This is a genomic window from Pseudomonas sp. RIT623 (assembly GCF_004519305.1).
Classification (GTDB): domain Bacteria; phylum Pseudomonadota; class Gammaproteobacteria; order Pseudomonadales; family Pseudomonadaceae; genus Aquipseudomonas.
The window spans coordinates 1-26,976 of sequence record NZ_SOZA01000006.1 but is presented as its reverse complement, the minus strand read 5'-3'; the positions used below and the strand labels follow the sequence as shown (position 1 = coordinate 26,976).

Annotated in this window: 25 protein-coding genes and 1 pseudogene; 4 read left to right on the top strand and 22 right to left on the bottom strand. The window is 66.2% G+C overall.

The annotated features are described in order from the left end of the window. Nucleotides 1-93: 93 nt before the first annotated feature. From E3U47_RS06185 to E3U47_RS06115, 15 genes and pseudogenes are all read right to left on the bottom strand, one after another. Nucleotides 94-294: a formate dehydrogenase subunit delta gene (locus E3U47_RS06185; protein ID WP_134690118.1), complete on the bottom strand. Its 201-nt coding sequence runs from the start codon at nucleotides 292-294 to the stop codon at nucleotides 94-96. Further along, nucleotides 291-3,167, bottom strand: a complete 2,877-nt coding sequence (gene fdhF / locus E3U47_RS06180; protein WP_134690117.1) for a formate dehydrogenase subunit alpha — start codon at nucleotides 3,165-3,167, stop codon at nucleotides 291-293. Before fdhF ends, E3U47_RS06185 begins: the two co-directional genes overlap by 4 nt. Next, nucleotides 3,164-4,708 (bottom strand): NADH-quinone oxidoreductase subunit NuoF, encoded by a 1,545-nt coding sequence (locus E3U47_RS06175; protein WP_134690116.1) that lies wholly within the window; start codon nucleotides 4,706-4,708, stop codon nucleotides 3,164-3,166. Before E3U47_RS06175 ends, fdhF begins: the two co-directional genes overlap by 4 nt. After that, a complete protein-coding gene (locus E3U47_RS06170; protein ID WP_134690115.1) occupies nucleotides 4,702-5,187 on the bottom strand; it encodes a formate dehydrogenase subunit gamma in 486 nt (161 codons plus the stop codon). Before E3U47_RS06170 ends, E3U47_RS06175 begins: the two co-directional genes overlap by 7 nt. 357 nt (nucleotides 5,188-5,544) lie before the next feature. After that, nucleotides 5,545-5,970 (bottom strand): DUF1289 domain-containing protein, encoded by a 426-nt coding sequence (locus E3U47_RS06165; protein ID WP_134690114.1) that lies wholly within the window; start codon nucleotides 5,968-5,970, stop codon nucleotides 5,545-5,547. Between the two features lie 25 nt (nucleotides 5,971-5,995). After that, a pseudogene (locus tag E3U47_RS25190) lies at nucleotides 5,996-6,109 on the bottom strand (hypothetical protein); the annotation flags it as partial. Nucleotides 6,110-6,412: 303 nt separating this feature from the next. Then, complete coding sequence (locus tag E3U47_RS06155) at nucleotides 6,413-7,108, bottom strand: B3/4 domain-containing protein (protein ID WP_134690113.1); 696 nt, start codon at nucleotides 7,106-7,108, stop codon at nucleotides 6,413-6,415. A gap of 98 nt (nucleotides 7,109-7,206) precedes the next feature. Then, nucleotides 7,207-8,364, bottom strand: coding sequence for a glutathionylspermidine synthase family protein (locus tag E3U47_RS06150; RefSeq protein ID WP_134690112.1), 1,158 nt, complete (start codon nucleotides 8,362-8,364; stop codon nucleotides 7,207-7,209). Nucleotides 8,365-8,366: 2 nt separating this feature from the next. Continuing rightward, entirely contained in the window at nucleotides 8,367-9,119 is a 753-nt protein-coding gene (locus E3U47_RS06145) for a DUF1190 domain-containing protein (protein WP_134690111.1), read from the bottom strand. A 25-nt stretch (nucleotides 9,120-9,144) separates the two neighbouring features. Beyond that, complete coding sequence (locus E3U47_RS06140; protein ID WP_134690110.1) at nucleotides 9,145-9,570, bottom strand: DUF350 domain-containing protein; 426 nt, start codon at nucleotides 9,568-9,570, stop codon at nucleotides 9,145-9,147. A 12-nt stretch (nucleotides 9,571-9,582) separates the two neighbouring features. After that, nucleotides 9,583-10,242: a DUF2491 family protein gene (locus E3U47_RS06135; protein ID WP_167659441.1), complete on the bottom strand. Its 660-nt coding sequence runs from the start codon at nucleotides 10,240-10,242 to the stop codon at nucleotides 9,583-9,585. Nucleotides 10,243-10,479: 237 nt separating this feature from the next. Then, nucleotides 10,480-11,181, bottom strand: a complete 702-nt coding sequence (locus tag E3U47_RS06130; RefSeq protein ID WP_134690109.1) for a PspA/IM30 family protein — start codon at nucleotides 11,179-11,181, stop codon at nucleotides 10,480-10,482. A 17-nt stretch (nucleotides 11,182-11,198) separates the two neighbouring features. Beyond that, nucleotides 11,199-11,813: a YjfI family protein gene (locus E3U47_RS06125; protein ID WP_134690108.1), complete on the bottom strand. Its 615-nt coding sequence runs from the start codon at nucleotides 11,811-11,813 to the stop codon at nucleotides 11,199-11,201. A 187-nt stretch (nucleotides 11,814-12,000) separates the two neighbouring features. Further along, a complete protein-coding gene (locus E3U47_RS06120) occupies nucleotides 12,001-14,193 on the bottom strand; it encodes a TonB-dependent siderophore receptor (RefSeq protein WP_134690107.1) in 2,193 nt (730 codons plus the stop codon). Nucleotides 14,194-14,339: 146 nt separating this feature from the next. After that, a complete protein-coding gene (locus tag E3U47_RS06115) occupies nucleotides 14,340-15,176 on the bottom strand; it encodes a helix-turn-helix transcriptional regulator (RefSeq protein WP_372239485.1) in 837 nt (278 codons plus the stop codon). A 123-nt stretch (nucleotides 15,177-15,299) separates the two neighbouring features. Between E3U47_RS06115 and E3U47_RS06110 the strand changes: the two genes are divergently transcribed. Genes E3U47_RS06110 through E3U47_RS06100 form a run of 3 tightly spaced genes read left to right on the top strand, consistent with a single transcriptional unit; the run spans nucleotide 15,300 to nucleotide 16,507 of the window. After that, a complete protein-coding gene (locus E3U47_RS06110; protein WP_134690106.1) occupies nucleotides 15,300-15,686 on the top strand; it encodes a hypothetical protein in 387 nt (128 codons plus the stop codon). Nucleotides 15,687-15,705: 19 nt separating this feature from the next. Beyond that, nucleotides 15,706-16,044 (top strand): antibiotic biosynthesis monooxygenase, encoded by a 339-nt coding sequence (locus E3U47_RS06105; protein ID WP_134690105.1) that lies wholly within the window; start codon nucleotides 15,706-15,708, stop codon nucleotides 16,042-16,044. Beyond that, nucleotides 16,031-16,507: an OsmC family protein gene (locus E3U47_RS06100; protein WP_134690104.1), complete on the top strand. Its 477-nt coding sequence runs from the start codon at nucleotides 16,031-16,033 to the stop codon at nucleotides 16,505-16,507. The genes E3U47_RS06105 and E3U47_RS06100 overlap by 14 nt, the downstream gene beginning before the upstream one ends. Nucleotides 16,508-16,546: 39 nt before the next feature. On the opposite strand, the gene E3U47_RS06095 is transcribed toward E3U47_RS06100, so the two are convergent. Further along, nucleotides 16,547-17,458, bottom strand: a complete 912-nt coding sequence (locus E3U47_RS06095) for a LysR family transcriptional regulator (RefSeq protein WP_134690103.1) — start codon at nucleotides 17,456-17,458, stop codon at nucleotides 16,547-16,549. 170 nt (nucleotides 17,459-17,628) lie between these two features. On the opposite strand from E3U47_RS06095, the gene lysA reads away from it, so the two are divergent. Then, nucleotides 17,629-18,864, top strand: a complete 1,236-nt coding sequence (gene lysA / locus E3U47_RS06090) for a diaminopimelate decarboxylase (protein WP_134690102.1) — start codon at nucleotides 17,629-17,631, stop codon at nucleotides 18,862-18,864. Between the two features lie 160 nt (nucleotides 18,865-19,024). On the opposite strand, the gene E3U47_RS06085 is transcribed toward lysA, so the two are convergent. The 6 genes from E3U47_RS06085 to kdpF all read right to left on the bottom strand — a co-directional run bounded on the left by E3U47_RS06085 (nucleotide 19,025) and on the right by kdpF (nucleotide 26,956). Beyond that, nucleotides 19,025-19,717 carry a response regulator gene (locus tag E3U47_RS06085; protein ID WP_134690101.1) on the bottom strand — a complete coding sequence of 231 codons (693 nt, stop codon included), beginning with the start codon at nucleotides 19,715-19,717 and terminating at the stop codon, nucleotides 19,025-19,027. Then, nucleotides 19,714-22,368 (bottom strand): sensor histidine kinase KdpD, encoded by a 2,655-nt coding sequence (locus E3U47_RS06080; protein WP_134690100.1) that lies wholly within the window; start codon nucleotides 22,366-22,368, stop codon nucleotides 19,714-19,716. The genes E3U47_RS06085 and E3U47_RS06080 overlap by 4 nt, the downstream gene beginning before the upstream one ends. A gap of 158 nt (nucleotides 22,369-22,526) precedes the next feature. Beyond that, a complete protein-coding gene (gene kdpC, locus E3U47_RS06075) occupies nucleotides 22,527-23,084 on the bottom strand; it encodes a potassium-transporting ATPase subunit KdpC (protein WP_134690099.1) in 558 nt (185 codons plus the stop codon). Nucleotides 23,085-23,097: 13 nt separating this feature from the next. After that, nucleotides 23,098-25,152: a potassium-transporting ATPase subunit KdpB gene (gene kdpB, locus E3U47_RS06070; protein WP_134690098.1), complete on the bottom strand. Its 2,055-nt coding sequence runs from the start codon at nucleotides 25,150-25,152 to the stop codon at nucleotides 23,098-23,100. A gap of 10 nt (nucleotides 25,153-25,162) precedes the next feature. After that, entirely contained in the window at nucleotides 25,163-26,857 is a 1,695-nt protein-coding gene (kdpA, locus tag E3U47_RS06065; RefSeq protein WP_134690097.1) for a potassium-transporting ATPase subunit KdpA, read from the bottom strand. 9 nt (nucleotides 26,858-26,866) lie between these two features. Then, on the bottom strand, nucleotides 26,867-26,956 hold the full coding sequence (kdpF, locus tag E3U47_RS06060) for a K(+)-transporting ATPase subunit F (protein WP_011534724.1): 90 nt from the start codon (nucleotides 26,954-26,956) through the stop codon (nucleotides 26,867-26,869). Between the last annotated feature and the right edge of the window lie 20 nt (nucleotides 26,957-26,976).

Here is a 26,976-nt window from a genome sequence, read left to right as displayed (position 1 = left end):
CGGCAAGCCGGCTCCTACACGTTGTCCCGCCCCTGCCCTGTAGGAGCCAGCCTTGCTGGCGAACCTGCCAACGCGGTAGCAGCCGGTGAATGGCTACAACGCCTCCCGCACCTTCGCATCGAGCCCCTCCCCGGCATGCGCCTCGACCCACGCGGCCAGCTGCCGGCGCATCGCCGGCGTCCAGAAGCTCTGCAGGTGCTGGCGCACGCCCTGCACCGCCTTGGCATGATCCGGCTCGCTGTCGAAGTAGTGGGCAATCTGGTTGGCCATCTTGACCAGGTTGTCATTGCTCATCGACGCACCTCCACCTTGTCCGCCTGGCGCCGTTCCTCGAGCAAGCGCCGCTGTTCTTCACTGAAATGCTGGTAGCGCTTCTGCCACTCCGAGGGCTGGAACACCTTCACCACCTCCACCGCGGTAACCTTGTATTCCGGGCAGTTGGTGGCCCAATCGGAATTGTCGGTGGTGATCACGTTGGCCCCGGACTCGGGGAAGTGGAAGGTGGTATACACCACGCCCGGCGCCACCCGGCCGCTGACCTTGGCGCGTAGCACGCTCTGCCCGGCGCGACTCCCCACGCCGACCCAGTCGCCATCGGCGATGCCGCGGCTCTCGGCGTCGCTGGGGTGGATTTCCAGGCGATCCTCGTCGTGCCAGGCAACGTTGCCGGTGCGTCGGGTCTGGGCGCCGACGTTGTACTGGCTAAGGATGCGTCCGGTGGTCAGCAGCAATGGATAGCGGCTGTTGACCTTCTCGTCGGTGGGCACGTAGCCGGTGAGCATGAAGCGCCCCTTGCCGCGCACGAACTGCTCGATGTGCATGGTCGGCGTGCCATCGGGCGCGACATCGTTGCACGGCCACTGCAGGCTGCCATGGCGCTCCAGTTCGGCATAGCTGACGCGGTGGAAGCTAGGCGTCAGGCGGGCGATCTCGTCCATGATCGCCGACGGGTCAGGATAGTGCATGGGGTATCCCAGCGCGCCGGCCAGGGCCATGGTGGCTTCCCAGTCGGCCTTGCCGGCCAGTGGCTCCATCACCTTGCGCACCCGCGAGATGCGCCGCTCGGCGTTGGTGAAGGTGCCGTCCTTCTCGAGGAACGAGCTGCCCGGCAGGAACACATGGGCGAACTTGGCCGTCTCGTTGAGGAAGATGTCCTGTACCACCACGCACTCCATCGCCAGCAACGCGGCGGTGACGTGCTGGGTGTTGGGGTCGCTCTGGGCGATGTCTTCGCCCTGGCAGTACAGCGCCTTGAAACTGCCATCGAGCGCGGCCTCGAACATGTTCGGAATGCGCAGCCCGGGGTCAGGCTGCAAGGTCACGCCCCAGGCCTGCTCGAATTCGGCACGCACGCTGGCATTGGAGATGTGCCGATAGCCGGGCAGCTCATGGGGGAAGGAGCCCATGTCGCAGGAGCCCTGCACGTTGTTCTGCCCACGCAGCGGGTTCACCCCCACCCCTTCGCGGCCGATGTTGCCGGTGGCCATGGCCAGGTTGGCGATGCCCATCACCGCGGTGCTGCCCTGGCTGTGTTCGGTGACGCCCAGGCCGTAGTAGATCGCCGCATTGCCGCCGCTGGCGTACAGCCGGGCGGCGGCGCGGATCTGCTCGGCGGGCACGCCGCACACCGGGCCAAGCACCTCGGGCGCGTTGTCCGCCAGCGCGACGAAATCACGCCAGCGGGCGAAGTCCTCGGTCTCGCAGCGGGCATCGATGAAGCGCTGGTCGAGCAGGCCTTCACTGACGATCACATGGGCCAGGGCATTGAGCATGGCCACGTTGGTGCCGGGGCGCAGTTGCAGGTGCAGTTCGGCGCGGGCATGAGGCGAGTCGACCAGATCGATGCGCCGCGGGTCGATGACGATCAGCCGCGCGCCCTGGCGCAGGCGGCGCTTGAGCTGCGAACCGAACACCGGGTGGGCGTCGGTGGGGTTGGCGCCGATCACCAGGATCACATCGGCCTGCATCACCGAGTCGAAGCTTTGGGTACCGGCGGATTCGCCGAGGGTCTGCTTGAGGCCGTAGCCGGTGGGCGAATGGCAGACCCGCGCGCAGGTGTCGACGTTGTTGTTGCCGAACGCCGTGCGCACCAGTTTCTGCACCAGGTAGGCTTCCTCGTTGGTGCAACGGCTGGAAGTGATGCCGCCAATGGAATCGCGCCCGTACTTGAGCTGGATGCGCCGCAACTCGCTGGCGGCATAAGCCACCGCCTCGTCCCAGCTGACTTCCTGCCAGGGATCTTCGAGGCGCTTGCGGATCATCGGCTTGGTGATGCGGTCCGGATGGGTGGCATAGCCCCAGGCGAAGCGCCCCTTGACGCAGGCATGGCCGTGGTTGGCGCCGCCGTGCTTGTCCGGGACCATGCGCACCAGCTGGTCGCCCTTCATCTCGGCGCGCAGCGAGCAACCCACGCCACAATAGGCGCAGGTGGTGGTCACCGCGCGCTCGGGCTGGCCTAGCTGGATCAGGCTTTTCTCGCTCAGGGTCGCCGTCGGGCAGGCCTGCACGCAGGCGCCGCACGACACGCATTCGGACTCGAGGAAGTTGTCGCCCCCCGCCGCCGCCACCCGCGAGGCGAAGCCGCGCCCGCTGATGGTCAGGGCGAAGGTGCCCTGGATCTCCTCACAGGCGCGCACGCAGCGGTTGCAGACGATGCACTTGCTCGGCTCGTAATCGAAGTACGGGTTGGACACATCCTTCTGTTCGGCCAGGTGGTTGGCGCCATCGTAGCCATAACGCACCTCGCGCAGGCCGACCTGACCGGCGACGGTCTGCAGCTCGCAGTTGCCGTTGGCCGAGCAGGTCAGGCAGTCCAGCGGGTGGTCGGAGATGTACAGCTCCATCACGTTGCGCCGCAGGTCGGCCAGGCGTGGCGTCTGCGTGCGCACCACCATGCCCTCGCCCACCGGCGTGGTGCAGGAGGCCGGGTAGCCGCGCATGCCGTCGATCTCGACCATGCACATGCGGCACGAGCCGAAGGCCTCGAGGCTGTCGGTGGCGCACAGTTTGGGGATGCTGGTGCCGAGCATGGCCGCGGCGCGCATCACCGAGGTGCCGGCCGGCACGCTGATCGCGCGACCGTCGATGACCAGGCTGACCTGCACCTCGCTGATCCGCTCGGGGGTGCCCAGGTCGATGTCGCTGCGGGGGTCGAAGTAGTTGATCATTGCGCGGCCTCCAGGCCGAAATCGGCGGGGAAGTGCTTGAGGGCGCTGGCTACCGGGTAGGCGGTCATGCCGCCCATGGCGCACAGCGAGCCGTATTGCAGCGTGTCGCACAGGTCGCGCAGCAACGCCGCCTGGCTTTGCCGGTAGGCCGGGTCGGTGCTGGCGATGAGCCGGTCGACCACCTCCACGCCACGGGTCGAGCCAATCCGGCAGGGCGTGCACTTGCCGCAGGACTCCTCGGCGCAGAACTGCAAGGCGAAACGGGCCATGCTGGCCAGGTTCAGGCTGTCGTCGGCCAGCACCACGCCGCCGTGGCCGAGCATGGCGCCGATGGCGGCGAAGGCCTCGTAGTCCAGCGGCGTGTCGAACTGCTCAGGCGGCACCCAGGCACCCAGCGGGCCACCGACCTGCGCCGCCTTGATCGGTCGGCCGCTGGCGGTGCCGCCGCCGTAGACCTCCACCAGCTCACGCAAGGTCAGGCCGAAGGCGCGTTCCACCAAGCCGCCGTGGCGGATATTGCCAGCCAGCTGGAACGGCAAGGTGCCCAGCGAACGGCCCATGCCGAAATCGCGGTAGAACGCCGCGCCCTTGGCCAGGATGATCGGTACCGAGGCCAAGGTGAGCACGTTGTGCACCAGCGTCGGCTGGCCGAACAGGCCCTCCAGCGCGGGCAGCGGCGGCTTGGCGCGAACAATGCCGCGCTTGCCCTCCAGGGACTCGAGCAACGCGGTTTCCTCGCCGCAGATATAAGCCCCAGCGCCGACCCGCACTTGCAGATCGAAGGCCACGCCCTTGCCGGCGACGTCCAGGTAGCCCGCCTCGCGAGCCAGCAGGATGGCTTCGTTCAAGGCACGCACCGCGTCCGGGTACTCCGAGCGCACATAGATGTAACCGGTGTTCGCCCCCACCGCGAGGCCGGCGATGATCATGCCTTCGATCAGCAGGAACGGATCGCCCTCCATCAGCATGCGGTCGGCGAAGGTGCCGGAGTCACCTTCGTCGGCATTGCACACCACGTACTTCTGCCTACCCTGGGCCTGGCGCACGGTGCGCCACTTGATGCCCGCCGGGAAAGCCGCGCCGCCACGGCCACGCAGGCCAGACTCAAGCACCGCGGCGACCACCTCCTCGGCGTCCAGCACGCTGGCCCGGCGCAGCCCCTCGAAGCCACCGTTGGCATGGTAGTCATCCAAGGACAACGGGCGGGTGATGCCGGCACGGGCGAACAGCAAGCGTTGTTGAGTCTTCAAATAAGCTATTTCCTCGACCGGCCCCAGCGCCAGCGGATGGCCTGTGGCGTTGCCGGCCAAGGCATCGAGCAGGCCGGGCACGTCCTCGACGGTCACCGGACCGAAGCCCTGGCGACCCTGGTCGCTCTCCAGCTCGATCAAAGGTTCCAGCCAGTACAGGCCGCGGGCGCTGGTGCGCTTGATATGCAGCGCCAGCTGGCGGCGGGCGGCTTCGGCAAGCAATGCCTCGGCCACCTGGTCGGCGCCGACGGCACGGGCCAGGGAGTCGCAGGGAATGCACAGGTTCAACATGCCTTCACCTCCTCGCGGCAGCCAGCCACCAGGGCCCGCAGGCGTTCAGGGGTGACCCGGGCGTGCAACTGGCCATCGAGTTCGAGCGCTGGCGAACAGGCACAGGCGCCCAGGCAGTAGACCGGGCGCAGGTCGAGCGCGCCGTCTGCGCTAACGCCATGGTCATCCAGCCCCAATTGCTCGCGCAACTGCGCGGCCAACGCTTCGGCGCCACGACTCTGGCAGGATTCGGCGCGGCACAGGCGCAAGGTGTGACGCGCAGGCGGCGTGGTACGAAAATCGTGATAGAAACTGATCACCCCGCGCACTTCGGCCAGGCTGAGGTTCAGGGCATGGGCGATTTCGCCGACGGCAAGGTCGGGAATGTAGCCGGCACCGGCCTGGATGGCGTGAAGGATCGGCAGCAGCGCGCCGGGAGTGTCCTTCTCGCGGGCCAGGACGCGCTGGATCAATGGCAGGTGTTTCAACTCATCAGGCATACAGCAGACCTCGGCAACCCGGCCCGGCCCTTGCGGCGGGCCAGTGTCCGGCGGTGTTCAGCTGTGGTGCCCGCGCACGTCACGGTGGCGCGGTGCGGGCACCCTCCTTGCCGCTGGCCGGGCGTCTGGGCGCGCTCGGTCCATGGGCATCCCCAGAGCATGGCAGGTCTGGCGCGGCTGGGTTGCACGCGGGCGACCAGGCGCGTCCTGAAACCGACCCCGAGAGAACCCGGCGACGCGGTGGCTGGCACCGGCTGCGCCGGTGTTCGCCGGCAAGCCGGCTCCTACGCCGATCGCGACCTGCAATACCTGTAGGAGCCAGCTTGCTGGCGAACCCGGCGACACGCTGGAGCGCCCCTATGCCGTTGATGCCTGCACCGCCATTTGGAAGACAGCCTGGTCCAGCAGGTCCCTGAGTTCGTCCAATGGCAACGACGCCACCGCAGGCAGCAAGCGAATACCATAATCCTCAAGCGCCGTGATGACCCTGGCACCGCGCCGGATCACCTCATAGGCGCAATGATGCACGAAGGCACGCGAGCCGCCATGCACCCCCAACACCTTGGCGCCGGCCAGCAGGCGCTCGACATCGACCACCTCGCACCGGTCCCGCATGGCCTGCGCCAACCAGCCATCGAGCCGCTGCATCACCGCACCCTTGCGCGCTTCGTCGTAGCCGTTCCAGGCGATGATCTCGTCATCGTAGCGCTTGCAGCCACGGCACACCGCATCGCCATACACCGTCGAACACAAGCCGATGCAGGGCGTCTTTATCCGGTTCATCGGCCTCTCCCCTGCGTGCTCGCCATCAATCCCACGACAGCGCAGCGCCGGCCTGGTACTCGATCACCCGGGTCGCGAAGAGGTTCTTCTCTCTCTTCAAAGCCAAGATCTCGCTCATCCACGGCAACGGGTTCTCCAGCCACGGGGGTTGGCGCGGCAACCTGCTCCGCCATATCGAGCCCTCGGCGCGGGGTGCCGGCCGGTGGGTTTGCGGGGGATGGGTTCGTGTTGTTCATGCGATCTTCCTTCCTGGACCTGAAAAACCGACTTCAGAGTCAGCTTTTATACCGAAACGTGCCGCGTTTCGGATGAGGGCTTTACCAGAGGAAAACACCATATCTAGTGTTAAGAAAAACAAAAAACACAACATACTGTGTCCCCAACGAAAGCGGGACACAAGATATAGATCAAGAGCGGCAAGGTCAACACAACATGTAGTGGTTCACCCCTCAGGGCCATCGACAAGGCGCTGGATCACCCCAGCCCCTGGCATCATCCGGTGCAGCCCCTCCGACAGCCGGTTGCCCGCCTCTTCCAGTGCCGCCAACGGCATCGCCGGCAGGCTTTCGAGGACGAACCACATCTGCCGCGCCTGGGCGTCCAGCCGGGTGCGCACACCTTGGCGCCAGTTCCAGCGCCGGCAGGTAACTCCGGCGTCATCACGCCAGACCACCTCCCCGGCCGCGGGCGCTTCTTGCACCAGCGCGCCCTCCTTGAAGGTGTCGAAGCACTCGCTGCCGTCGGCCAGCACCAAGCGCGGCACGCCGACATAGGCCTGCAGGTTCTCGCCGCCGACCGGCACCGCATAGGCCAGGCTGATGGCGTTGTACAGATCGACCAGCGGGTCGAGGGCCGGCAGCGCGCCATCGCGCAGCACGCGCTTGCGCAAGGCTTCGGCCGAACAGGGAGTACGCTGGGGTTTGGCGCCGAAACCGCGGAACACCTCGGCCCAGGCCTGCAGGTGGGCGTCGGCCCAGGCCGGCTGGCCTGCCACGACGGCGGCGCAGGCACTGGCCAATGCCTGGCCGGCGACCTCCGGATGACGGATCGGTGCCGCCTGCACGGTGATGCTCAGCGCCCGGAAGCCGGGGGCCAAGTTGAAGATGGCAGGGTCGATGGATGGCATGACAGGTTGCATCGGGCATCTCGCACGGGCTGAAAAGCGCCATGCTGATGCCCCATGAGGGTGAGGAAAAGTGATATCTCCTTACCCTGTATAAGCCCAGCTGATCGCGCTCAGTCCACCACCACGTGGGGCAGGAAGCGCGAGCTGTCCTTGGTGATCAGCGTGTCGTCCTCGCGAATACCGATCCCCGAAGCCAGGTCGCCAATGACCCAGGCACCAATCAGCGTGTAGCTGTCGCCGAACTTCGGCAAGGGGGCAAAGCCCTGCAGGATGTAGGGCGCATCGTCGTAGGGCCCATCCTCGAACACCCGCTGGTCGTCGACGGTGCGGATATCCACGTTGGCCCCCTCGCGGGAGAAGTACGGCTTGCGCACCCAGCCCTTGGGCACCGGGCGGCGCGGGTCTGCGTCGAGGAACGCCGGCAGCAGGTTCGGGTGCCCTTGGTGCCACTCCCACAACAGCGGCAGGATGCCTTTGTTGGAGATCAGCGCCTTCCACGCCGGTTCCACGAACTGGGTGTCGCACCCGGCGATGGCCTGGCCGAAATCCTCGTGGAAGATGTGCTCCCAGGCGTGCAGCTTGAACAGGCGCGGGATCGGCCGCCCGTCGAGATCGACGAAACGCCCCTCGTGGTTCAGACCGATATCCTCCAGGTCGATATGTCGGGTGCTGATACCCACGTGCCCGGCCATCTTGCGCAGGAAATCCGTGGTGCCGCGGTCCTCGATCGAGCCGCCGATGGCCGAGAAGTAGAACGGGCTTTCACATTCCAAGGCGGCAAAAGCCCGCACCAGGTCTTCAGCCAGGGTGTTGAACTGGCTGGCATGGGCCGGCAGCACACCGCGCTCGATCTGCTGCTCAAGCCAGATCAGCTGGAACGCCGCCGCCTCGTACAGCGAGGTCGGCGTGTCGTAGTTGGCCTCGATCAACTTGGCCGGGCCCGTGCCGTCGTAGCTGAAGTCGAAACGCCCGTAGAGGTGCGGATGCCCCTCCTTCCACGAACGACGCACCAGGTCGAAAAACGCTGGCGGAATCGCCAGGCGGGTCATCAACGCTTCGCTGTCGACAATGCGCGCCACCGCGTCCAGGCACATCGCGTGCAGCTCCTGGGTGGGCGCCTCCAGGTCACGGCTGACCTGGGCCTCACTGAACTGGTAGTAACCACGCTCGTCCCAGTAGCGCTCGCCGTCGATGGTGTGGAAGGCGAAGCCTTCACGCTCGGCGGTGGCACGCCAGTCCGGACGTTCGTCGCAGAGGATCTTGCGCATGCTCAACCACCGAAGCTGAAGCCGCCGCTGCTCTTGCCGCCCCAGCCACTGCGCGCGGTGGCCTGGCTGCCGAAGCCGCCGCGGGAGATCGACGAGGACACGCTGGAGCGGGTCGAAGTGCTGGACTTGTAGGTGCGCCCGCTGGTGCTGCCGGAGTAGTAGCTGCCGTAGCTGCCGCCACTTTGTTGGGCCTGGTCGGAGCGTTCGAAGCGCTTGCCCTGGTCGATCTGCTGGCCAAGGGTGGTGCTGCGGTAGCCGCCGCTGCTGTCACGGTACTGGTAGACCGGCTGCGAGTAGTACTGGCGGTTGCCGTCGCTGAGCACCTGGCCAAGCAGCAGGCCGGTGAGCAGGCCGTTGAAGTTGCTGCCGCCACTGCTGGCTTGGCCGCTGCTTTCGACCTGGGCGCGAGCGGCATCGACCTGGGCTTGGCTCACCTCGCCCGACACCGCCAGTTCGAAACCGCCCAGGCGTGGCATGTAGCGGCCATCGCTGGTGACCTGGCAGTAGTCCGGCACGAAGTCGGCCTCGCAGGCGGTTTTGTCGGCATAGGTCGGGGCGACGCGGCGGTGGTCGGCCAGCGCCTGCATGTAGGCATCGGAACACACGTCCACCGGCACCTTGTCATCGACACAGGCCTGGACGGTGGTGTAGTTGCTGCGCTTGCTGACCGTGTAGGTTTCCTCCGGCGCGCTGCACGCGGTGAGCGCCAGCGGCAGGGAACTGGCCAGCACCAGCTTGACGGAACTGCGTCTCATGAATGGCTCCTTGCGCGCGGACGGCTCAGACCGACGGGGTCATGCAGGCCGAGTTGAGGAAGCCCACGCTGATCGCCACGGCGGCGGCGTAGATCGCGGCAGCCATCTCGCCCTTGGCGATGCGGCTGGCCAGGCCCTTGAGCACCAGGCTGGTGAGGGCAAAGGCGAGCAACTGCACCACCGCGGCGATCACCACCCAGACCACGAAGTCGAGCAGGCTGACGCTGTAGGCGATGATGTTGCTGGCTGGCAGCGAGAAGCCGATCAGCGCGCCGCCCAGGGCGATGGCCGCGGCACTGTTGTTGTCACGGATCAGGGCGAACTCGCGGTGCGGGGTGAGGTGCGTGTAGATGAACTGGAACAACCAGAACAGCACCAGCGCCACGCTGATGTAGAGGATGAAGCCGATCACGGCCTGGGCGTTGAGCGACATGCGAAGCGCGTCGAGCATGGTGAATCCTTGTCAGATGACGTTGAAGTCCGTTGATTGCAGGGTGACACCCACCGAAGTGGTCAGGCTGACATTGCCCTCCTCGTCTTCCTCCACCGACAACAGGAGGAATTCGCGGCGCTCGGTCAAGCCGGTCTCGCGGGCATACAGCATCGACAGGTGCTGGATGCGGTAGCTGGTTTCCGGGCTGCTGACCCATTCGCTGATCGGGGTCAGCTCGGTCTGGCCTTCTTCGCTGCCCCATTGGCGGACGAACTCGTAGCCTTCGTGCTCGTAGTACGGCAGGCCAATGTTCGACTCGGGGCCGACCAGGCGTTTGAGCTCGGCGTCGCTGGTGACCGGCACCACGCTGTAGTAGCCGAACAGGATGATATCGCGTACATCGTCGGCGCTCGCGCCGTTCATCACCACCTGCAGCCAGTAGTCCTCGTCTTCCATGTAGAAGCGCGCCAGGCGCACCGACTGGCCGAGGTCGACTTCACCGACGGCCCAGACCACTTCCTGTTCGGGTACTTCCAGTTCGCTATGGCCATCGAGCAGCAACTTGAGCGAAGGGTCGAGCTTGAGCATGCGCCCGCTGCCCAGGCCGAACGGCAGGTTGCCGGCGGCTCGCTGGCCGCTGGCGGCCGGCTTGGGGGCTTCGAAGCCCATGAAGCGTTTCAACCAACCCACGGGGTATCTCCTGGCTGAGGGGATGACGGGACAGCTGCCAAGGTTTGGCCGCTAGCAAACAGGCAGGGCCTGTGGGGGGAAAGCGACATTGAAAGTCCCTTGGGTCGCGGCAGTCCTTTGGCGGGGGCGACACGATACTGCTTTTCGTGTGCCCCGCCAACGGGCCTGCAGCAGGGTTTTGCGCCAGCCGGGCCGGCTCCATCGCGGGGCCCACGATAGGCCGGTCCGATCAACGGATCACTGCGCCGGCTTGGCCGCCTTGGCCTTCAAGCGCGCCAGCACATCGTCGGCGCCGCTGTTGCTGGCACCGATACCGGCCGCCTTCAAGCGCGCCTCGAGGTCGCTGCCATCGGCCTTGCTGGCCAGTTCCGCCGCCGCTTCCAGCTCAGCCGCGCGCTCGCTCTGGCGCTTCTTGATACGGTCCAGCGAACCGACCGCGGTCTCCAGGCTGCCATTGGCGCCGCCGGTGGCCGACGCCGCGCTCACCTGGGCGCGTTGCACGCTCTCGCGGGCCTTGACCAGGTCGACCTGCTGCTTGAGGCTCTTGATCTGCGCTTCGGTCTTGCTCACGGTGGCGGTCAGCGTGGCGACCGACGCGCCGAACTGGTCGGCCAGCGCCTGCTCGCTGTCACGCTGGTTGGTCAGCTCGGCGATACGTGCCGCACACTCATGGGCCAGGCCGTCTTCACCCTTGTCCAGGGCGGCAATGGCTTTCTGTTCCCAATCGCCGATGGTCTTGTCGAACTCGCCGATGCGCTGCTGCGCGGTCTTTTGCTTGGCCATGATCTTGACCAGTTGGTTGCGCGCGTCGATCAGGTTGTTGTCGGCGTCGCGGATCTCCTGGTCGAGGATGCGCAGGGCTTGGGAATCGACGATGGCCTCACCGACTTCCGAAGCACCACCACGCAGGGCGGTAACGATCTTTTTCAACAGGCTCATGGTGAATCTCCGGGCAATCAGCGGGTGAAGTAGTCTTCGAAGTCTTCGGCGGCGGTGATGACGTTGTCGGCCAGGGTGTGGATCTCCTGGGCGATGTTGTCCAGCGACGAAGCCGCGCTCAGGGCGCCGAACATGGTGTACACCGACTCGCCCGACGGCAGTGTGTGCAGGCCGATGGACGACAGCGGGAACACGTCGCGGGTGCGCAGCACCGCATCGTTGAATGCAGCACGGTCTTTTACCTGGCTGGCTTCCACCAGCAGCGTGTCGACCAAGATCTGCTCACCAGCCACGGCGATGTACAGCGGCAGGCCGTCCAGTTCGTTCATCACCAGCTTGAGGCTGGGCTCGGCGCCCTGTTGCAGGGACAGGCCGATCGACCCGTCACGCACCTCGTCCAGACCCTGCAGGGCGCCGTGCAGCGATTCGATCGTCCAGTGGTTGTGCTCGGTCATGAAATCCTCCGTTCTGACCTGGTTGCCCGCGTGGGGCTGGCGTAATGCTTTCTCGATACCGCGCAGGGCGGCCGCGTGCTCCGGCAGGATCCACAGCTCGCGCTTGACCAGGCCCGCGGCCTTGAGCCGGGCGCGCATGTCGCGCATGTAGTCGGTGGAGCTTTTCTTGCCGGCCATCGAGGAAGAGTCCTTGTCTCACATGTGAGGCACGTTACGCCTGGTTTGTGACCTGCGCAAGTCTCACATGTGAGCATGGATCAGAACTCTTTCGCTGCGCCGTGCAATGCCCGAAGGGGGCAGCTTGCAAGCGAGGCAGACAACGCAGCGCAAGGCACCGGCCACACCGGTACGCGTCGGCAGGACCTCAGAAATCGATAGTGCCCGAGAACTTCACCAGCCGTGGATCACCTTGGGTCATGTAGCCGCCATTGGCCGAGGCCCAGTAGTTCTTGTCGGTGAGGTTCTCAACGTTCACCCGCAAGGTCAGGTCCTTCTCGGCCACCTTCAGTTTGTAGCGCGCCCCGGCATCGAAGCGGTTCCAGGTCGGCAGGCTAAGGTTGTTGGCGGCGTCGACGAACTGTCCACCGGTGCGCAGCATGCGCGCATTGAGCGCCAGGCCCGGCACGCCGGGGACATCCCAGTCCACGCTGGCGTTGAGCAGGAAGGTCGGCACGCCGATGGCGTGGTTGCCGTCGTTGGTGCCATTCAAGGTTTTCTTCTGCTCCGAGCTCATGCGGGTGCCACCGGCCATCAGGCGCAGGCCGTCGATGGGCTCGCCGAACACGCTCAGCTCAATGCCCTTGTTGACCTGCTCGCCATCGCGGACGAACAGGTTGCCCAAGGTGTAGCCATCGGACGGTTTCTCGATGCGGAACACGGCCAGGTTGGCGCCGTAGCTCTGCTTGTCGAACTTGATGCCAGCCTCGAGCTGCTTGGTGCGCCCTGGCGGGAACAGGGTGCCGGCGTTCAGGGTATTGGCCGGGGCGCTCGGCCCCTGGGCCAGGCCTTCGATGCGGTTGGCGTACAGCGAAACGCTGTCGCTGGCCTTGAACACGATGCCGTAGACCGGCGTGGTCACGCCCTTGTCGTAGGCAGGACCATTGCGGCTGCCATCCTTCGAGGGGTTGGTAACACTGTTTGGCGTGGTGCCGTCGTAGAAATAGTTCTCCACACGCAACTGCTGACGGCGCACACCATAGGTCAGCAGCAGTCGGTCGTCGAACAGGCCCAGCGTGTCGGAAATCGCGATGCTGCGGTTGCGGGTCTTGCCGGTCACGCCGGGATCACCCATGTCGCCACCGGTCATGCTGACGTCGCTGGGCCGGGGTAGCTTGCCGGTGTTGTAGATATTGCTGTTGCCAGGCGTCGAGCGATAGAAGGTGTAGGCGTTTTCCGCCTGGGTCCACAGGGTGTTGGCGCCCAGCGCGATCTGGTGGCTGACCGGGCCGGTCTGCAGGCGGCCATTGAGCCCGGCGCTGAAGCTGCTGTTGTCCTCGCCGTGGACGATATCCGAGCCGCCGAGGGTGGCCTGGCCACTGTTGCCCACCAGCACCGGCGTGCCGTAGGTGCCGTGCTCGCGGGTGTGGCGCGCGCCGCCAGCCAGGTAGGCGGTCCAGCTATCGCTCAGGTCCCATTCGCCACGGATCATGCCGAAAGTGTCTTCCGATTCGCTGTAGGTCCAGGCCTGGCCATAGTTGTGGCTGGCGTCCGGGGCGGTGGGCACCCGGGTGGCGCTGCCTGGGCGCACGGAATTGCGCAAGTGATTGATGCGCTGTTTCTGGTAGCCGAAGTCGGAGGACACACGAAAGCCATCGCCCTGGTAATCCAGCCCGGCAATAAACAGCTTGGTGCGTTGGTCCTGATCATCGACAGCGGTTTCGCCTTCGCGTTGGCTGAGGTTCAGCCGCGCGCCGAAGCGGTTGTCCTCGCCGAAGCGCTGGCCAATGTCCAGGTGCTCGCCGATGCGCCCATCGCTGCTGATGTCCTGGGTGTAGCGACGGGTCGGGGTATCGCCGGCGCGCTTGGATTGCAGGTTGACGTTGCCGCCCAGGCCGCTGCCGGTGGGGCTCACGCCGTTAAGGAAGGCATTGGGCCCCTTGAACACCTCGACCCGCTCCACCCCGTCGGTGGACATGATCTGCCGCGGCAGGATGCCGTACAGCCCGTTGAAGGCAATGTCATCGCCACTGAGCGGCAGGCCACGGATCACGAAGACCTTTGACTGGTTGCCGAAGCCGAACGACTCGCGCACCGACGGGTCGTTGGCCAGCACATCGCCGATGTCCTCGGCCTGCTGGTCCTCGATCAGTTTGGAGGTATAGCTGGTCATGGTGAACGGCACGTCCATGTAATCCTGGTTGCCCAGCACGCCCATCTGGCCGCCCCGGGCGACCTGGCCCCCGGCAAAAGCCTCGGGCAACGCGGAAGGTCCTGGCTTGATCGCGTCGGCATTGACGTCGGTGGCCTCGAGCTGGATGGGCCCAGCAGCCTGCGCCATCAAGGTGGCGGTACAGCAAAGCGCCAGCAGGGCTGGGCGAGAAGGGAAACGGCACGGCATGGCGGGAGTCCTGACGGATGTTATATTTGAGAACAAGGGAGTTAATGTTAATGCTTCTCAAATACTAACATCAATCAACAGAGCGGCCTTGTGCCACTGCAGGGATGAACGGTAGGGGGAAAGTGTGTCGCAGGCGTCTGCGTCGCTCAGGGTGCCAGCATGATACGCCCCGTCTCGCCTTCCCCTGGGCCGCCGCGCTCCAGCAGATAGCGCGCCGGCGGCTTGCCCATGGCCTTGCGGAACATGGTGACGAAGCCACTGGCGCTTTCATAGCCCAGCTCCAACGCCACCGTCTGCACGCTTTCGCCCCTGGCCAAGCGTTGCAGCGACAGGATCACGTGCAATTGCCGACGCCAACGGCCAAAGCTCATGCCGACCTCCTGCAACAACAAGCGACTCATGCTGCGCTCGCTCATGCCGATGCGCCGCGCCCACTGCGCGCCCGAGAGCTTGCTCGCCGGGTGCGCCAACAGCCCTTGGGTCAACTGGCGCAAGCGGCGGTCGCTGGGCAGTGGCAGGTGCAGGTCTTCGACCGGAGCCGCGCACAACTCGTCGAGCAGCGTCGCAATCAAGCGTGCCTGTGGCCCGTGCTCGGCGTATAGCGCCTCGAAACCGCTGGCCTTGAACAGCAGCTCACGCAACAGCGGCGACACCGCCAGCGTGCAGCACACCGCAGGCAGGCCAACCACGGTGTCCGGCTCGACGAACAGGCAATAGCACTCAGTCTGCCCCGACCCCCTTACCGCATGCAGCAGGTCGCCGGGGATCCACAGCGCGCACTGCGGCGGCACGATCCACACGCCGGCATCCACTTCGCAGTTGAGCACCCCGCGTACCGAATAGATCAGCTGCGCCTTGCGGTGCCGGTGCGGCGCATGTTCCCAGTCGCTACCGACCGAGGAGGCATTGAGGGCGATGACCTGGCGGGCCATGCCATCGATGTCCCACGTAGGTGGATGATCTGCGGCGCTGCTGGATTGCACGGCGGGGTCCTGAACGATGGCCGGAATGAAAAATAGAATGACTAAATTGCGCAATGACGTCCATCACTGGCCTGGCTATCGTGGCACTGCGTCGTCGACGCTTTGTTTTCAGGAGGACTCGTCATGTTGTTGAACACCACCTATTTCCCGTTGGTCTGGATGCAGCTCGGCAATGCCGGCATCGATACCACCGACGAGGGCTTCGCCACCTTCGAGGCACTGCTGCTGCGCGAGGAGCCGTTCGTGTTGCTCGATGCCGACAGCGCACAACGCGAGGAGCGCGAGCACGCCCACGAAGAGCGCAAGCAACTGTCGTTGTGGATGAAACGCCACAAGACCGCGCTGCGTACGTTTGTCAGGGGGCAGATCAATGTCGAGCCAGATCCCGCCAGGCAGGCCTGCGTGCGTGCCTTCAGGCCAACGTTCGAAGCGTTCTGGGGGTATCCGCTGTTCGTGGCGGCCAGCCAGGAGGAAGCGTTCAAGGTGGCAGACCGGCTATTGGCCAAGTAACCAAGGGAGTGATGGGCGCATGGGCCTGGTTGCAATCAATACCGTGGAAATCGTGCCCACCCCCGGCGCCACGGCCGCTTTGCGGATACGCCTGGGCGCCCTGCTGGAGACGCTCAATCGCACCTCGGGCTGCCAGCGCTATACCCTCGCCTACACGGACGCTTTGAAAGGCCCCTGGATCATCACCGGCTATTGGGACTCGGTCGAACGGATGACCGCGCATTTTCAACTGCCCTGCCTGATGGCACTGTTCGAGTGGGCGACCCAGCGGCTGATATCGAGGATCGGCTGTAGTACATTTCTGCTCGCACCCGCCTCGCCCTACCAAGCCTGGGAGATCCACCATGAAGGAACATGAGTACAGCGTCACCGTGAACTGGGTAGGCAATACTGGCAAGGGCACCGCCAGCTATGATGCCTACACACGTGACTTCACCGTCGACATGCCGGGCAAGCGCACATTGCTCGGCTCCGCCGACCCGGCGTTCCGTGGCGACCAGCACCGCTGGAACCCCGAGGACATGCTGCTCGCCTCGCTCTCGGCCTGTCATAAGTTGTGGTACCTGCACCTGTGTGCGGTCAACCAGGTGAACGTGCTCGAATACCTCGACCAGCCGCACGGGCGGATGGTCGAAGGTAGCAGCACGCGCAAAGGCCATTTCACCCAGGTCGTGCTACGCCCCCGGATCGTGGTCAGCCAGGCGTCGGACATCGACCTGGCCATGCACCTGCATGAACAGGCCCACCATGAATGTTTCATTGCCAACTCGGTGAACTTCCCAGTGACCTGCGAAGCGGTCATCACCTGCGCCACCCCCTGAGTGGCTTGCCCGCCCCCACGGATGATCCCCGGGCCATCCCTACAAGGCGCCCAGCGCCGTGGCTATAACCCGCGCCTGCTCGCGCAACGCCTGGCAAAACGGCTCGACCACCACCGAGGCCGGGCGGTGCTCGGGCTGGATCAACATCACCCGATACGGTACCGACAGTGCCAGACGGCGCATCGCCAACCCGCTGTGCGCCGCGTCCAGGCCACTCAATGGGTTGATGATCGCCACCCCCAAGCCCTGTCGGACCATGGCGCAGACCGACGCCGCGCTGGTGGTCTCGATCACCGTGCGGCGGTTCACCCCGGCCGCGCGAAAGTACTGGTCGAGCTGTTGTCGATAGGTGTCCAGGCTGGCCAGGTTGATGAAGTCGACCTCGTGGAAATCGCCTAGAGCCAGTACCGGCTTGGCTTGCAGTGGATGCCCCTGGGGCAGCACGCAGACCATGTCGGCACTGAACAGCAGTTCGCCTACCGCCCCCCGTGGCACCTGCTCGACCTCGGTCAAGCCCAGGTCGTGCTGCTGGGCGACCAGCGATTCCTCCAGCAGCGGCGATTCCTGCGCGGTGATGCTGACACTGACACCACGGTGCTGCTGGTGGAAACGCTGGCAGGCCTTGGGCAGCAGGGTTTGCGAGAACAGCGGCAGGCAGGTGATGGCCAGCCGGCCCTGCTCGAAGTTGCGGATGGCCTGGGCGAAACGGTCGATGCGCTCGAGGCCGACGAAGGCACGCTCGACTTCCTCGATCAGCAGCAAGGCCTGGGCGGTGGGGGCCAGGCGCCCGCCTTCGCGCGCGAACAGAGTCAGCCCGGTGACCTGCTCCATGCGCGCCAGCTCGCGGCTGACGGTGGGTTGGGAGGTGAACAGCAGGCGCGCGGCGCCGGTGACGCTGCCAGCGGTCAGGATCGCGCGGAAGACTTCGATATGGCGGATGGACAGTTTCACGGCTGGCTCCGGGTTGTGGTGGCAGCGGTTACGCTGGTGTTCGCTGGCAAGGCCTGCGCCTACAACGATTGATCTACATATCAAATATGAATAGCAAGGCCAAGAATAGATATTTTTCTGGATTGCATGATTGCCTCACCATCGGTGCATCCCAAACAAGGAACACCACCATGACCACCCCTGCCCCGCTCCTGGCCAACGCCGTCCGCCAGCACGGCTCGCCGCTTTGGGCCTACGATGCCCGGACCATCGGCCAACGCATCGACCAGCTCAAGCAGCACTTCGACACCGTGCGCTTCGCGCAAAAGGCCAACCCCAACCTGCACGTGCTGCGCCTGATCCGCGAACGCGGCCTGGTGCTCGACGCGGTATCCCTGGGGGAAATGGAGCGTGCCTTCGCCGCCGGGGCTTCGGTGGGGGGTGAACCGGCAGGCGTGGTGCTGACCTGCGATGTACTGGACCAGCCGACCCTGGCGCGGGTGGTCGAGACCGGCATCGAGGTCAACGCCGGCTCCATCGACATGCTCCGCCAGTTGGGCGAGCACTCCCCAGGCCACCGCGTGTGGCTGCGCATCAACCCTGGGTTCGGCCACGGCCACAGCCGCAAGACCAACACCGGCGGCGAAAACAGCAAGCACGGCATCTGGCACGCGCAACTGCCTGAGGCGCTGGCCTGCGTGCAGCAGTACGGCCTGCACCTGGTGGGCGTGCACATGCATATCGGCTCGGGGGTGGACTACCAGCACCTGGAGCAGGTGGCCAGCGCCATGGTCGGACTGATCGGCCGCCTGGGCATGGACATCGAGGCCTTCTCCATCGGCGGCGGCCTGTCCACGCCCTACCGCGACGGCGACCAGCCGGTTGACCTGCAGCGCTATGCCCGCACCTGGGCGGTGGCGCGCTCGGAGATCGAGGCGATGCTCGGCCACCCCGTGCGCATGGAGATCGAGCCGGGACGTTTCCTGGTGGCCGAGTGCGGCTACCTGGTGACCGAGGTGCGCGCCGTCAAGCAGATGGGCGACAAGCACTACATCCTGGTCGATGCCGGCTTCAACGACCTGATGCGCCCGGCGATGTATGGTGCTTATCACCGCATGAGCCTGTTCGATGCCGTGGGGCGCCCAGTCAATCGCCCCCTGCAACCGACCGTGGTGGCCGGGCCGCTGTGCGAGTCCGGTGATGTGTTCACCCAGAACGACGAGGAGCTGACGCCCCAGGACCTGCCCCAGGCCAAGGTGGGCGATCTGCTGGTGATTCACGACGCTGGGGCCTATGGTGCCTCGATGTCGTCGAACTACAACAGCCGACCGCTGCTGCCGGAGTTTCTGATCGAGCAGGACAACCTGCGGATGATCCGCCGCCGCCAGAGCGTGCAGGAGCTGCTGGCCCTGGAGCTGGATATCTGATCCACAAACACACCGCGTCCCCTGTAGGAGCGGCCTTGCGTCGCGATGGGGCGCGTAGCGGCCCCAGGTTTCAGCTGCGCCGCGTAGATCGCCGGGGCCGCTGCGCAGCCCTTTCGCGACGCAAGGCCGCTCCTACAGGATGCGCGGCGCCCTTGTGACCTCAGGCCGGTGTCACCAGGCGATACCCTACCCCTGCTTCGGTAATGATGAACCGTGGCGCCGTGGGGTCATCGCCCAGCTTCTGCCGTAGGTGCCCCACCACGATCCGCAGGTAATGGGTGTCGTCGACATGGGTCGGCCCCCAGATATCCTTGAGCAACTGCTGCTGGGTAATCACCCGCCCCGGGTGCCCGGCCAGTTGCGCCAGCAGTGCGTACTCCTTGCGCGTCAGCGCCACCTCGACGCCGTCCAGGGTCACCTTGCGAAAAGCAAAATCCACCACCAGCGGCCCGAAGCTCGCGGTCGCGACCACCCCGCCCGCCTGTGGCGCCTGGCGCAACAAGGCCCGCACCCGCGCCAGAAACTCCTGGATGCCGAACGGCTTGGTCACGTAGTCATTGGCCCCGCCATCCAGCGCATCGACCTTCTGCACCTCGCTGGCCCGCACCGACAGCACCATCACCGGTACCGTGCTCCATTCACGCAGCTCGCGCAGCACCTGCTGGCCGTCCATGTCCGGCAGGCCGAGGTCGAGCACCACCAGGTCGGGCTTGCCCAGCGCCGCCTGGGCCAGGCCCTCGCTACCGGTGCCGGCCTCTATCACCTTGTAGCCCTGGGACGCCAGGCTGATGCGCAGGAACTTGCGAATCTGCGGCTCGTCGTCGATGACCAGCAGGGTGGCGGCTTGGCTCATGGTGTTTCACTTTCGCTAGCGGGTTGGGTCGGCAGCGGCAAGCATAGAGTGATGCAGGTGCCCTGGCCATCGATGCCGTCGCCCACCAGGATGTGCCCGCCATGGGCGCCGATCATGCCCTGGCAGATGGCCAGGCCCAGGCCGGTGCCCTGCCCGCCACGGTCGCCCCGAGCGGCGGTGTAGAACATGTCGAAGATCTTCTCGCGCTCCTCCAGCGCAATGCCAGGCCCCTGGTCACTGACGGCGAAGCACAGCTGCTCGTCGCGCACCTGCACCTGCAATACCAGGCGTCCTTGCGCGGGCGAGAAACGCGCGGCGTTTTCCAGCACATTGACCAGCGCCTGCTCGATCAACGCTGCATGCACGAACAGCAACGGCAGTTCGCCGGGGACTTCGCTATGCACCCGCAGCGGCGCCAGCACCACGCGCAGGCGGTTTAGCGCGCTGCCGACGATATCGCCGGGGGCCACCCAGTCGCGCGCGAGCTTGAGGCTGCCGTGGCCCAGGCGGGTCATGTCCAGCAGATTCTGGATGTAGCGGTCCAGGCGCTCGGCTTCGTTGCGAGTACCCTCCAGCAACTCGCGCCGGTCATCCGGGGAGATGGCGTCGCCCAGCGCCAGCAGGCTGTCGATGCTGCCGCGCATCGCCGTCAGCGGCGTGCGCAGGTCGTGGGACACCGAGGCGAGCAAGGCGCTGCGCAGTTGCTCGGTTTCACCGTGCAGGCGCGCGGCTTCCAACTGCTCGCCAAGGCGGGCGCGGGCCAAGGCCTGGGCCAGGGGTTGTGCCAGGGCCATCAGCAAGCGCCGGCGCTGGGCCGTCAGCGGCTCGCCGCTGCGCGGGCGCACGCCGAGCAGCGCCAGGGCCTGGTCGTCCACCGCCAACGGCCACCACCACCAGCGGCCATGAGGCAAGGTATCGCTGCCAAAACCGGCGCCCTGGCCGTGCTGCCAGGCCCATTCGGCGGCGGCGCGCTCGTTGTCGGTGAAAGCCGGGGCAGCGCCGCTGGCCACTTGCAGCAGGCCATCGGCGCTACGCTCGAGCAGGCATACCTGCACGTCCTGCCAGCCATCCAGGTGCTGGCCGGCGGCGCTGAATACTGCCTGGCGGTCAGTGGCCACGGTCAACCGACGCGACAGGTCGAGCAACTGGTTGGTCTGCGCCTGGGTTTCACGCAGCGCTTGCAACTGGCGGCGCTGACGCGCGGCGAGGTTGCCGGTGAGCGCGGCCATCAGCAGGAAGAACACCAAGGTCAGCACGTCTTCTTCGCGCTGGATGCTGAACGAGAAATTCGGTGGGATGAACAGGAAATCGTAGGTCAGGAATGACAGCGCCGCGCAGGCCAGCGCCGGGCCCAGGCTACTGCGCACCGCCACCAGCAACACGGCGGCGAGGAACACCAGCGAGATATTGGGCAGCGCCAGCACGCTGGACACCGCCCACGACAAGCCAGCGGCCAGCAGCGTGGCCAGCAGCGCCAGCAGGTAATGGCGCCACACCCACACGCGCTTGACCGCCGCCCGCGGCGGTTGCGGCTGGGCGTCGCGGTCGAGCACGTTGATTTCCAGGCCATGGCTTTCGCGCAGCAGACGGGTCGCCACGCCGGCACCGAAGAAGCGTCGGCGCAGCAGGTCGCGGGACTGGCCCACCAGCACCAGGCTGGCGCGGCGCTCGCTGGCATGCTGGATCAAGGTACGCGCCACCTCGCCAGCACGCAGCAACACCACCTCGCCACCCAGGCGCTCAGCCAGTTGCTGGGCAGCTTGCAGACGATGACGGGCGGCTTCGTCACGTAGGCGACCATTGTCGACATGCACCGCGCTCCATGGCAGGTGACGGCGCTGGGCTACGCGGCAGGCATGGCGCACCAGCCGCTCGGCCTGCTCATCGCCATCGATGCCCACCAGTAACCGGCCACGCAGGGCCGGGGCTTCCTGGCCGCGTTGGCGGTAGCCGCTGGCAAGGTCGGCATCGACCTGGGCGGCAGCGGTGTGCATGGCCAGTTCACGCAGGGCGGTGAGATTGGTCTGGGAGAAAAACGCATCGATGGCGGCACGGGCCTGCTCGGGCACGTAGACCTTGCCTTCGCGCAGACGTTCGAGCAGCTCGCGTGGCGGCAGGTCGATCAGCACCAGCTCGAAAGCCTCCTGCAGTACCCAGTCCGGCAGGGTTTCGCGCACTTGCACGCCGGTGATGTCGCGCACCTTGTCGTTGAGGCTTTCCAGGTGCTGGACGTTGACCGTGGTGTACACGTCGATACCGGCGGCGAGCAGCTCCTGCACATCCTGCCAGCGCTTGGCGTGGCGGCTGCCGGGGGCATTGCTGTGGGCCAGCTCGTCCACCAGCACCAACGGTGGCGCGGCCTTGAGCAGGCCGTCCAGGTCCATTTCCTCGAGCATCACGCCGCGGTATTCGCTGCGCAGCAGGGGTTGTTGGGTCAGCCCGCCGAGCAGGGCCTCGGTCTCGGCGCGGCCGTGGGTCTCGACCACCCCCGCCACCACCTGCACGCCCTGGCGTTGCTGGGCGTGGGCGGCCTGGAGCATGGAAAAGGTCTTGCCGACCCCGGGCGCGGCGCCGAGGAACACCTTGAGCCGGCCGCGGCCTTCGCGGGGCAGGCCGGCCAACAGCGCGTCGGCGCGGGTGGAGTCACTCATGTTTGAGTCCTTAATCAGGTGCAATTATCAGCAACCTTTCAGTTTCTGTAGGAGCGGCCTTGTGTCGCGATAGGGCCGCAAAGCGGCCCCGGCGATCCTTGTATCAACACTTGAACCCTGGGGCCGCTGCGCGACCCTTTCGCGACGCAAGGCCGCTCCTACCTAATCGGCGCCAGGCGCTCCAACGCCTGGTTCAGCGCCAGTACATTGACCACCGGCGGCCCGACCAATGGCCGCAGGGTGGCGTCATTCACCAGCACTTGCAAGCGCTCGACCGGCACCTGCCGCGCCGCCGCCACCCGTGGCAGCTGATAGGCGATGGCGTCCGGCGGCAGGTGCGGGTCCAGCCCGCTGCCCGAGGTGGTCAGCAGCGCCAGCGGCACTGGCCCCTGCTGCGCCTGGTACAGCGCGCTGGCCGCGTCGTCGACGCGCGCGGCCAGGGCCGGGTTGCTCGGCGCCAGGTTGCTCGCGCTGCTGGATACGGTGGCGTAGTCACCGGCCGAAGGCCGCGACTGGAACCAGCCATCGCCCTTGAATTGCTGGGCGATCAGCGCCGAGCCGCGTACCTGGCCACGGTCATCGCGCACCAGGCTGCCATTGGCCTGCTGGGGGAAGGCCACCTGGGCGATGCCGGTCACCGCCAGCGGGTACAAGGCGCCGGTGACCAGGGTCATCAGCAAGACCAGGCTCAGGGCCGCGCGTACGTATGCAGTCATGTTCGTCTCTCCTTCAGACCAGGTGCAGCGCAGTGAGCAGCATGTCGATCAGCTTGATCCCGGCGAACGGCACGAGGATCCCGCCCAGGCCGTAGATCAGCAGGTTGCGCCGCAGCAAGTGGGCGGCGCTGGCGGCCTGTACCCGCACCCCGCGCAGCGCCAGGGGAATCAGCACGATGATGATCAGCGCGTTGAACACGATGGCCGAGAGGATCGCGCTCTGCGGGCTGGCCAGGTGCATCAGGTTGAGCACGCCCAGTTGCGGGTAGATGGCGGCGAACAGCGCCGGCAGGATGGCGAAGTACTTGGCCACGTCGTTGGCAATGGAGAAGGTGGTCAGCGCGCCGCGGGTGACCAGCAGCTCCTTGCCCACCTGCACCACATCCAGCAGCTTGGTCGGGTCGCTATCCAGATCGATCATGTTGGCGGCCTCGCGGGCGGCCTGGGTACCGTCGTTCATGGCCATGCCGACATCGGCCTGGGCCAGGGCCGGGGCGTCGTTGGCGCCATCGCCGCACATGGCCACCAGGCGGCCGTCGTTCTGCTCCTGGCGGATCCGCGCCAGCTTCTTCTCCGGGGTGGCCTCGGCGAGCACGTCATCGACCCCAGCCTCGGCGGCGATGGCGGCGGCGGTCAGTGGGTTGTCGCCGGTAACCATCACGGTGCGGATGCCGAGCTTGCGCAGTTCGGCGAAGCGCTCGCGGATGCCGGGCTTGACCACGTCCTTGAGGTGGATCACGCCGAGCAGGTGCTTGTCGACGCACACCAGCAGCGGGGTGCCGCCGCTCTGGGCGATGCGTTCCACTTCACGGGCCAGGGCGGTGGGCAGCTCCAGGCGTTGCAGGCCACAGAAAGCCAGCACCGCGTCGACGGCGCCCTTGCGGTAGCGGCGCTGCTGGAAATCGATGCCCGACAGGCGCGTCTCGGCGCTGAAGGCAATGGCTTGGTACTGATTGCTTGCAGGTTCGGCGAAGTCGTGCAACTGGCGCAGGTACTCGACGATCGACTTGCCCTCGGCAGTGTCATCGGCCAGCGAAGCGAGCAAGGCGCCGGCCCCCAGCTCCTTGGCAGTCACGCCGGAGGCTGCGTGCAGGGCGCTGCAGCGACGGTTGCCGAAGGTGATGGTGCCGGTCTTGTCGAGCATCAGCGTATGCACGTCGCCTGCCGCTTCCACGGCGCGCCCAGAGCGGGCGATCACGTTCAGGCGCACCAGGCGGTCCATGCCGGCGATGCCAATGGCCGACAACAGGCCACCGATGGTGGTGGGGATCAACGTCACCAGCAGCGCGGCGAGGAAGATAAGCGGCAACTCGCCGCCAGCGAAACGTGCGAACGGCTGCAAGGTCACCACCACGATCAGGAAGATCAGGGTCAGGCCGATCAGCAGGATGTCCAGGGCGATCTCGTTGGGGGTCTTCTGCCGCTTGGCGCCTTCGACCAGGGCAATCATGCGGTCCAGGGTCGATTCGCCGGGGTTGCTGGTGATGCGGATCAGCAGCCAGTCGGAGACCAGCCGGGTGTTGCCGGTGACGGCCGAGCGGTCACCGCCGGACTCGCGGATCACCGGGGCGGACTCACCGGTGATGGCCGCCTCGTTGACCGCGGCGATGCCTTCGAGCACCTCGCCGTCGCCGGGGATCATCTCACCGGCCACTACCCGCACCACATCGTCCTTGCGCAACTGCGTGGCGGCCACGGTTTCGAAACCGCCATCGGCCTTGCGCCGCTGGGCCGTCAGGCCCTGGCTGCCAGCCTTGAGGCTGTCGGCGCGGGCCTTGCCGCGCCCTTCGGCCAGGGCTTCGGCAAAGTTGGCGAACAGCACGGTGAACCACAGCCAGAGGGCGATCTGCACCGCCACGGCTGTGCTCACCCCGCTACCGGGGGCGAAGCACAGCACGGTGGTCAATACGGCGGTCAGCGCCACCACCAGCATCACCGGCGAGCGCTTGAGCTGACGCGGGTCGAGCTTGACGAAAGCCTGCACCAGCGCCGGGCGCCACAGCGCGGCGAAACGGGTCTGGTCCTTGGCGCTATGACGCGCCTTCACTTCGGGAATGGGCATGTTCATGGTGTGTCCCTCAGAAACCCAGGCTCAGGTGTTCGGCAATCGGCCCCAGGGCCAGGGTCGGCAGGAAGGTCAGGCCACCGACCAGCAGGATGGTCACCAGCAGCAGCGTGGTGAACAGCGGGCCATGGGTGGGGAAGCTGTTCAGGCCTTGCGGCGCGCTTTTCTTGGCCGCCAGGCTGCCGGCCAGGGCCAGCACTGGCAGGATGTAGCCGAAGCGGCCGATCAGCATGGCCAGGCCGATCATCACGTTGTGGAACGGGGTGTTGGCGCCGAAGCCGGCGAAGGCCGAGCCATTGTTGGCGGTACCGGAGGTGTAGGCGTACAACAGTTGGCTGAAGCCGTGGGCGCCGGGGTTGGTCACCGCGCCGGCAGGCCCTGGCAGGCTGGCGGCGATGGCGCCGAGCACCAGCACGCCCACCGGCATCACCAGCAGGGTCGCCACCAGCAGTTGCACTTCACGGGCTTGCAGCTTCTTGCCCAGGTATTCCGGGGTGCGACCGATCATCAGGCCGGCCAGGAACACGGCGATCAGCACGAACAGCAGCATGCCGTAGAGGCCGGCGCCGACGCCGCCGAAGATCACCTCGCCAAGCATCATGTTGACCATCGCCACCATGCCGGTCAGCGGGTTGAGGCTGTCGTGCATGGCGTTGACCGAACCGTTGGAGGCCGAGGTGGTGGTCACCGTCCACAGCACCGAACCTGTGCTGCCAAAACGGCTTTCCTTGCCTTCCAGCGGCGCGCCTTGTTGCACCTGGGCGCTTTCCAGGGCCGGATTGGGCTGGTGCTCCGACCACAGCGCGGTGCTGCCGCCGATCAGGAACAGCGCCAGCATGCAGGCGATGATCGCGCGGCTCTGGCGCAGGTCCTTCACATAGTGGCCAAAGGTGAATACCAGGGCCACCGGGATCAGGATGATCGAGGCCACTTCGAACAGGTTGCTCCAGGCCGTGGGGTTCTCGAACGGGTGCGCCGAGTTGACGCCGAAGAAGCCACCGCCGTTGGTGCCCAACTGCTTGATGGCGATCTGGCTGGCGGCCGGGCCCAGCGGGATGGTCTGCTCGGCGCCCTGCAGGGTGATGGCGTGGGCATAGTCGGCGAAGGTCTGCGGCACGCCCTGCCACACCAGCAACAATGCCAGCAGCAGGCACAGCGGCAGCAGGCCGTAGAGGGTGGCGCGGGTCAGGTCGACCCAGAAGTTGCCCAGGGTATTGGCAGACCGTCGGGCGATACCCCGGCACAGGGCGACCAGCACGGCCAGGCCGGTGGCGGCACTGACGAAGTTCTGCACGGTCAGGCCGATCATTTGCGTCAGGTAGCTGACCGAGGCTTCACCGCTGTAAGCCTGCCAGTTGGTGTTGGTCATGAAGCTGACCGCGGTGTTGAACGCCAGCGACCATTCCTGGCCCGGCAGGTGCTGCGGGTTCAGTGGCAGCGAGCCTTGCAGCAGCAGCACGGCGAACAACAGCAGGAAGCCCGCGAGGTTGAAGGCCAGCAGCGCCAGGGTGTACTGCTTCCAGCCCTGCTCCTGTTCGGCGTTCACCCCGGCCAGGCGGTAGCAGCCCCGCTCCACCGGGCCGAGGACGGGAGACAGCCAAGTACGCTGGCCTTCCATCACCTTGTAGTAGAAGCGTCCGAGCCAGGGCGCCGGCAACAGCACGATGGCGAAGAACGCCAGCAGCAGCAGGTAATCGTAACTGTGCATGGTCGCCCCTCAGCCGCGATCGGCGCGCAGCAGCGCCACCAGCAGGTAAACCGCCAACGCCACCGCCAGAAGCAGTGACAGCCCGTCGAGCATGTACATGTGCAATCTCCCCTAGTTGC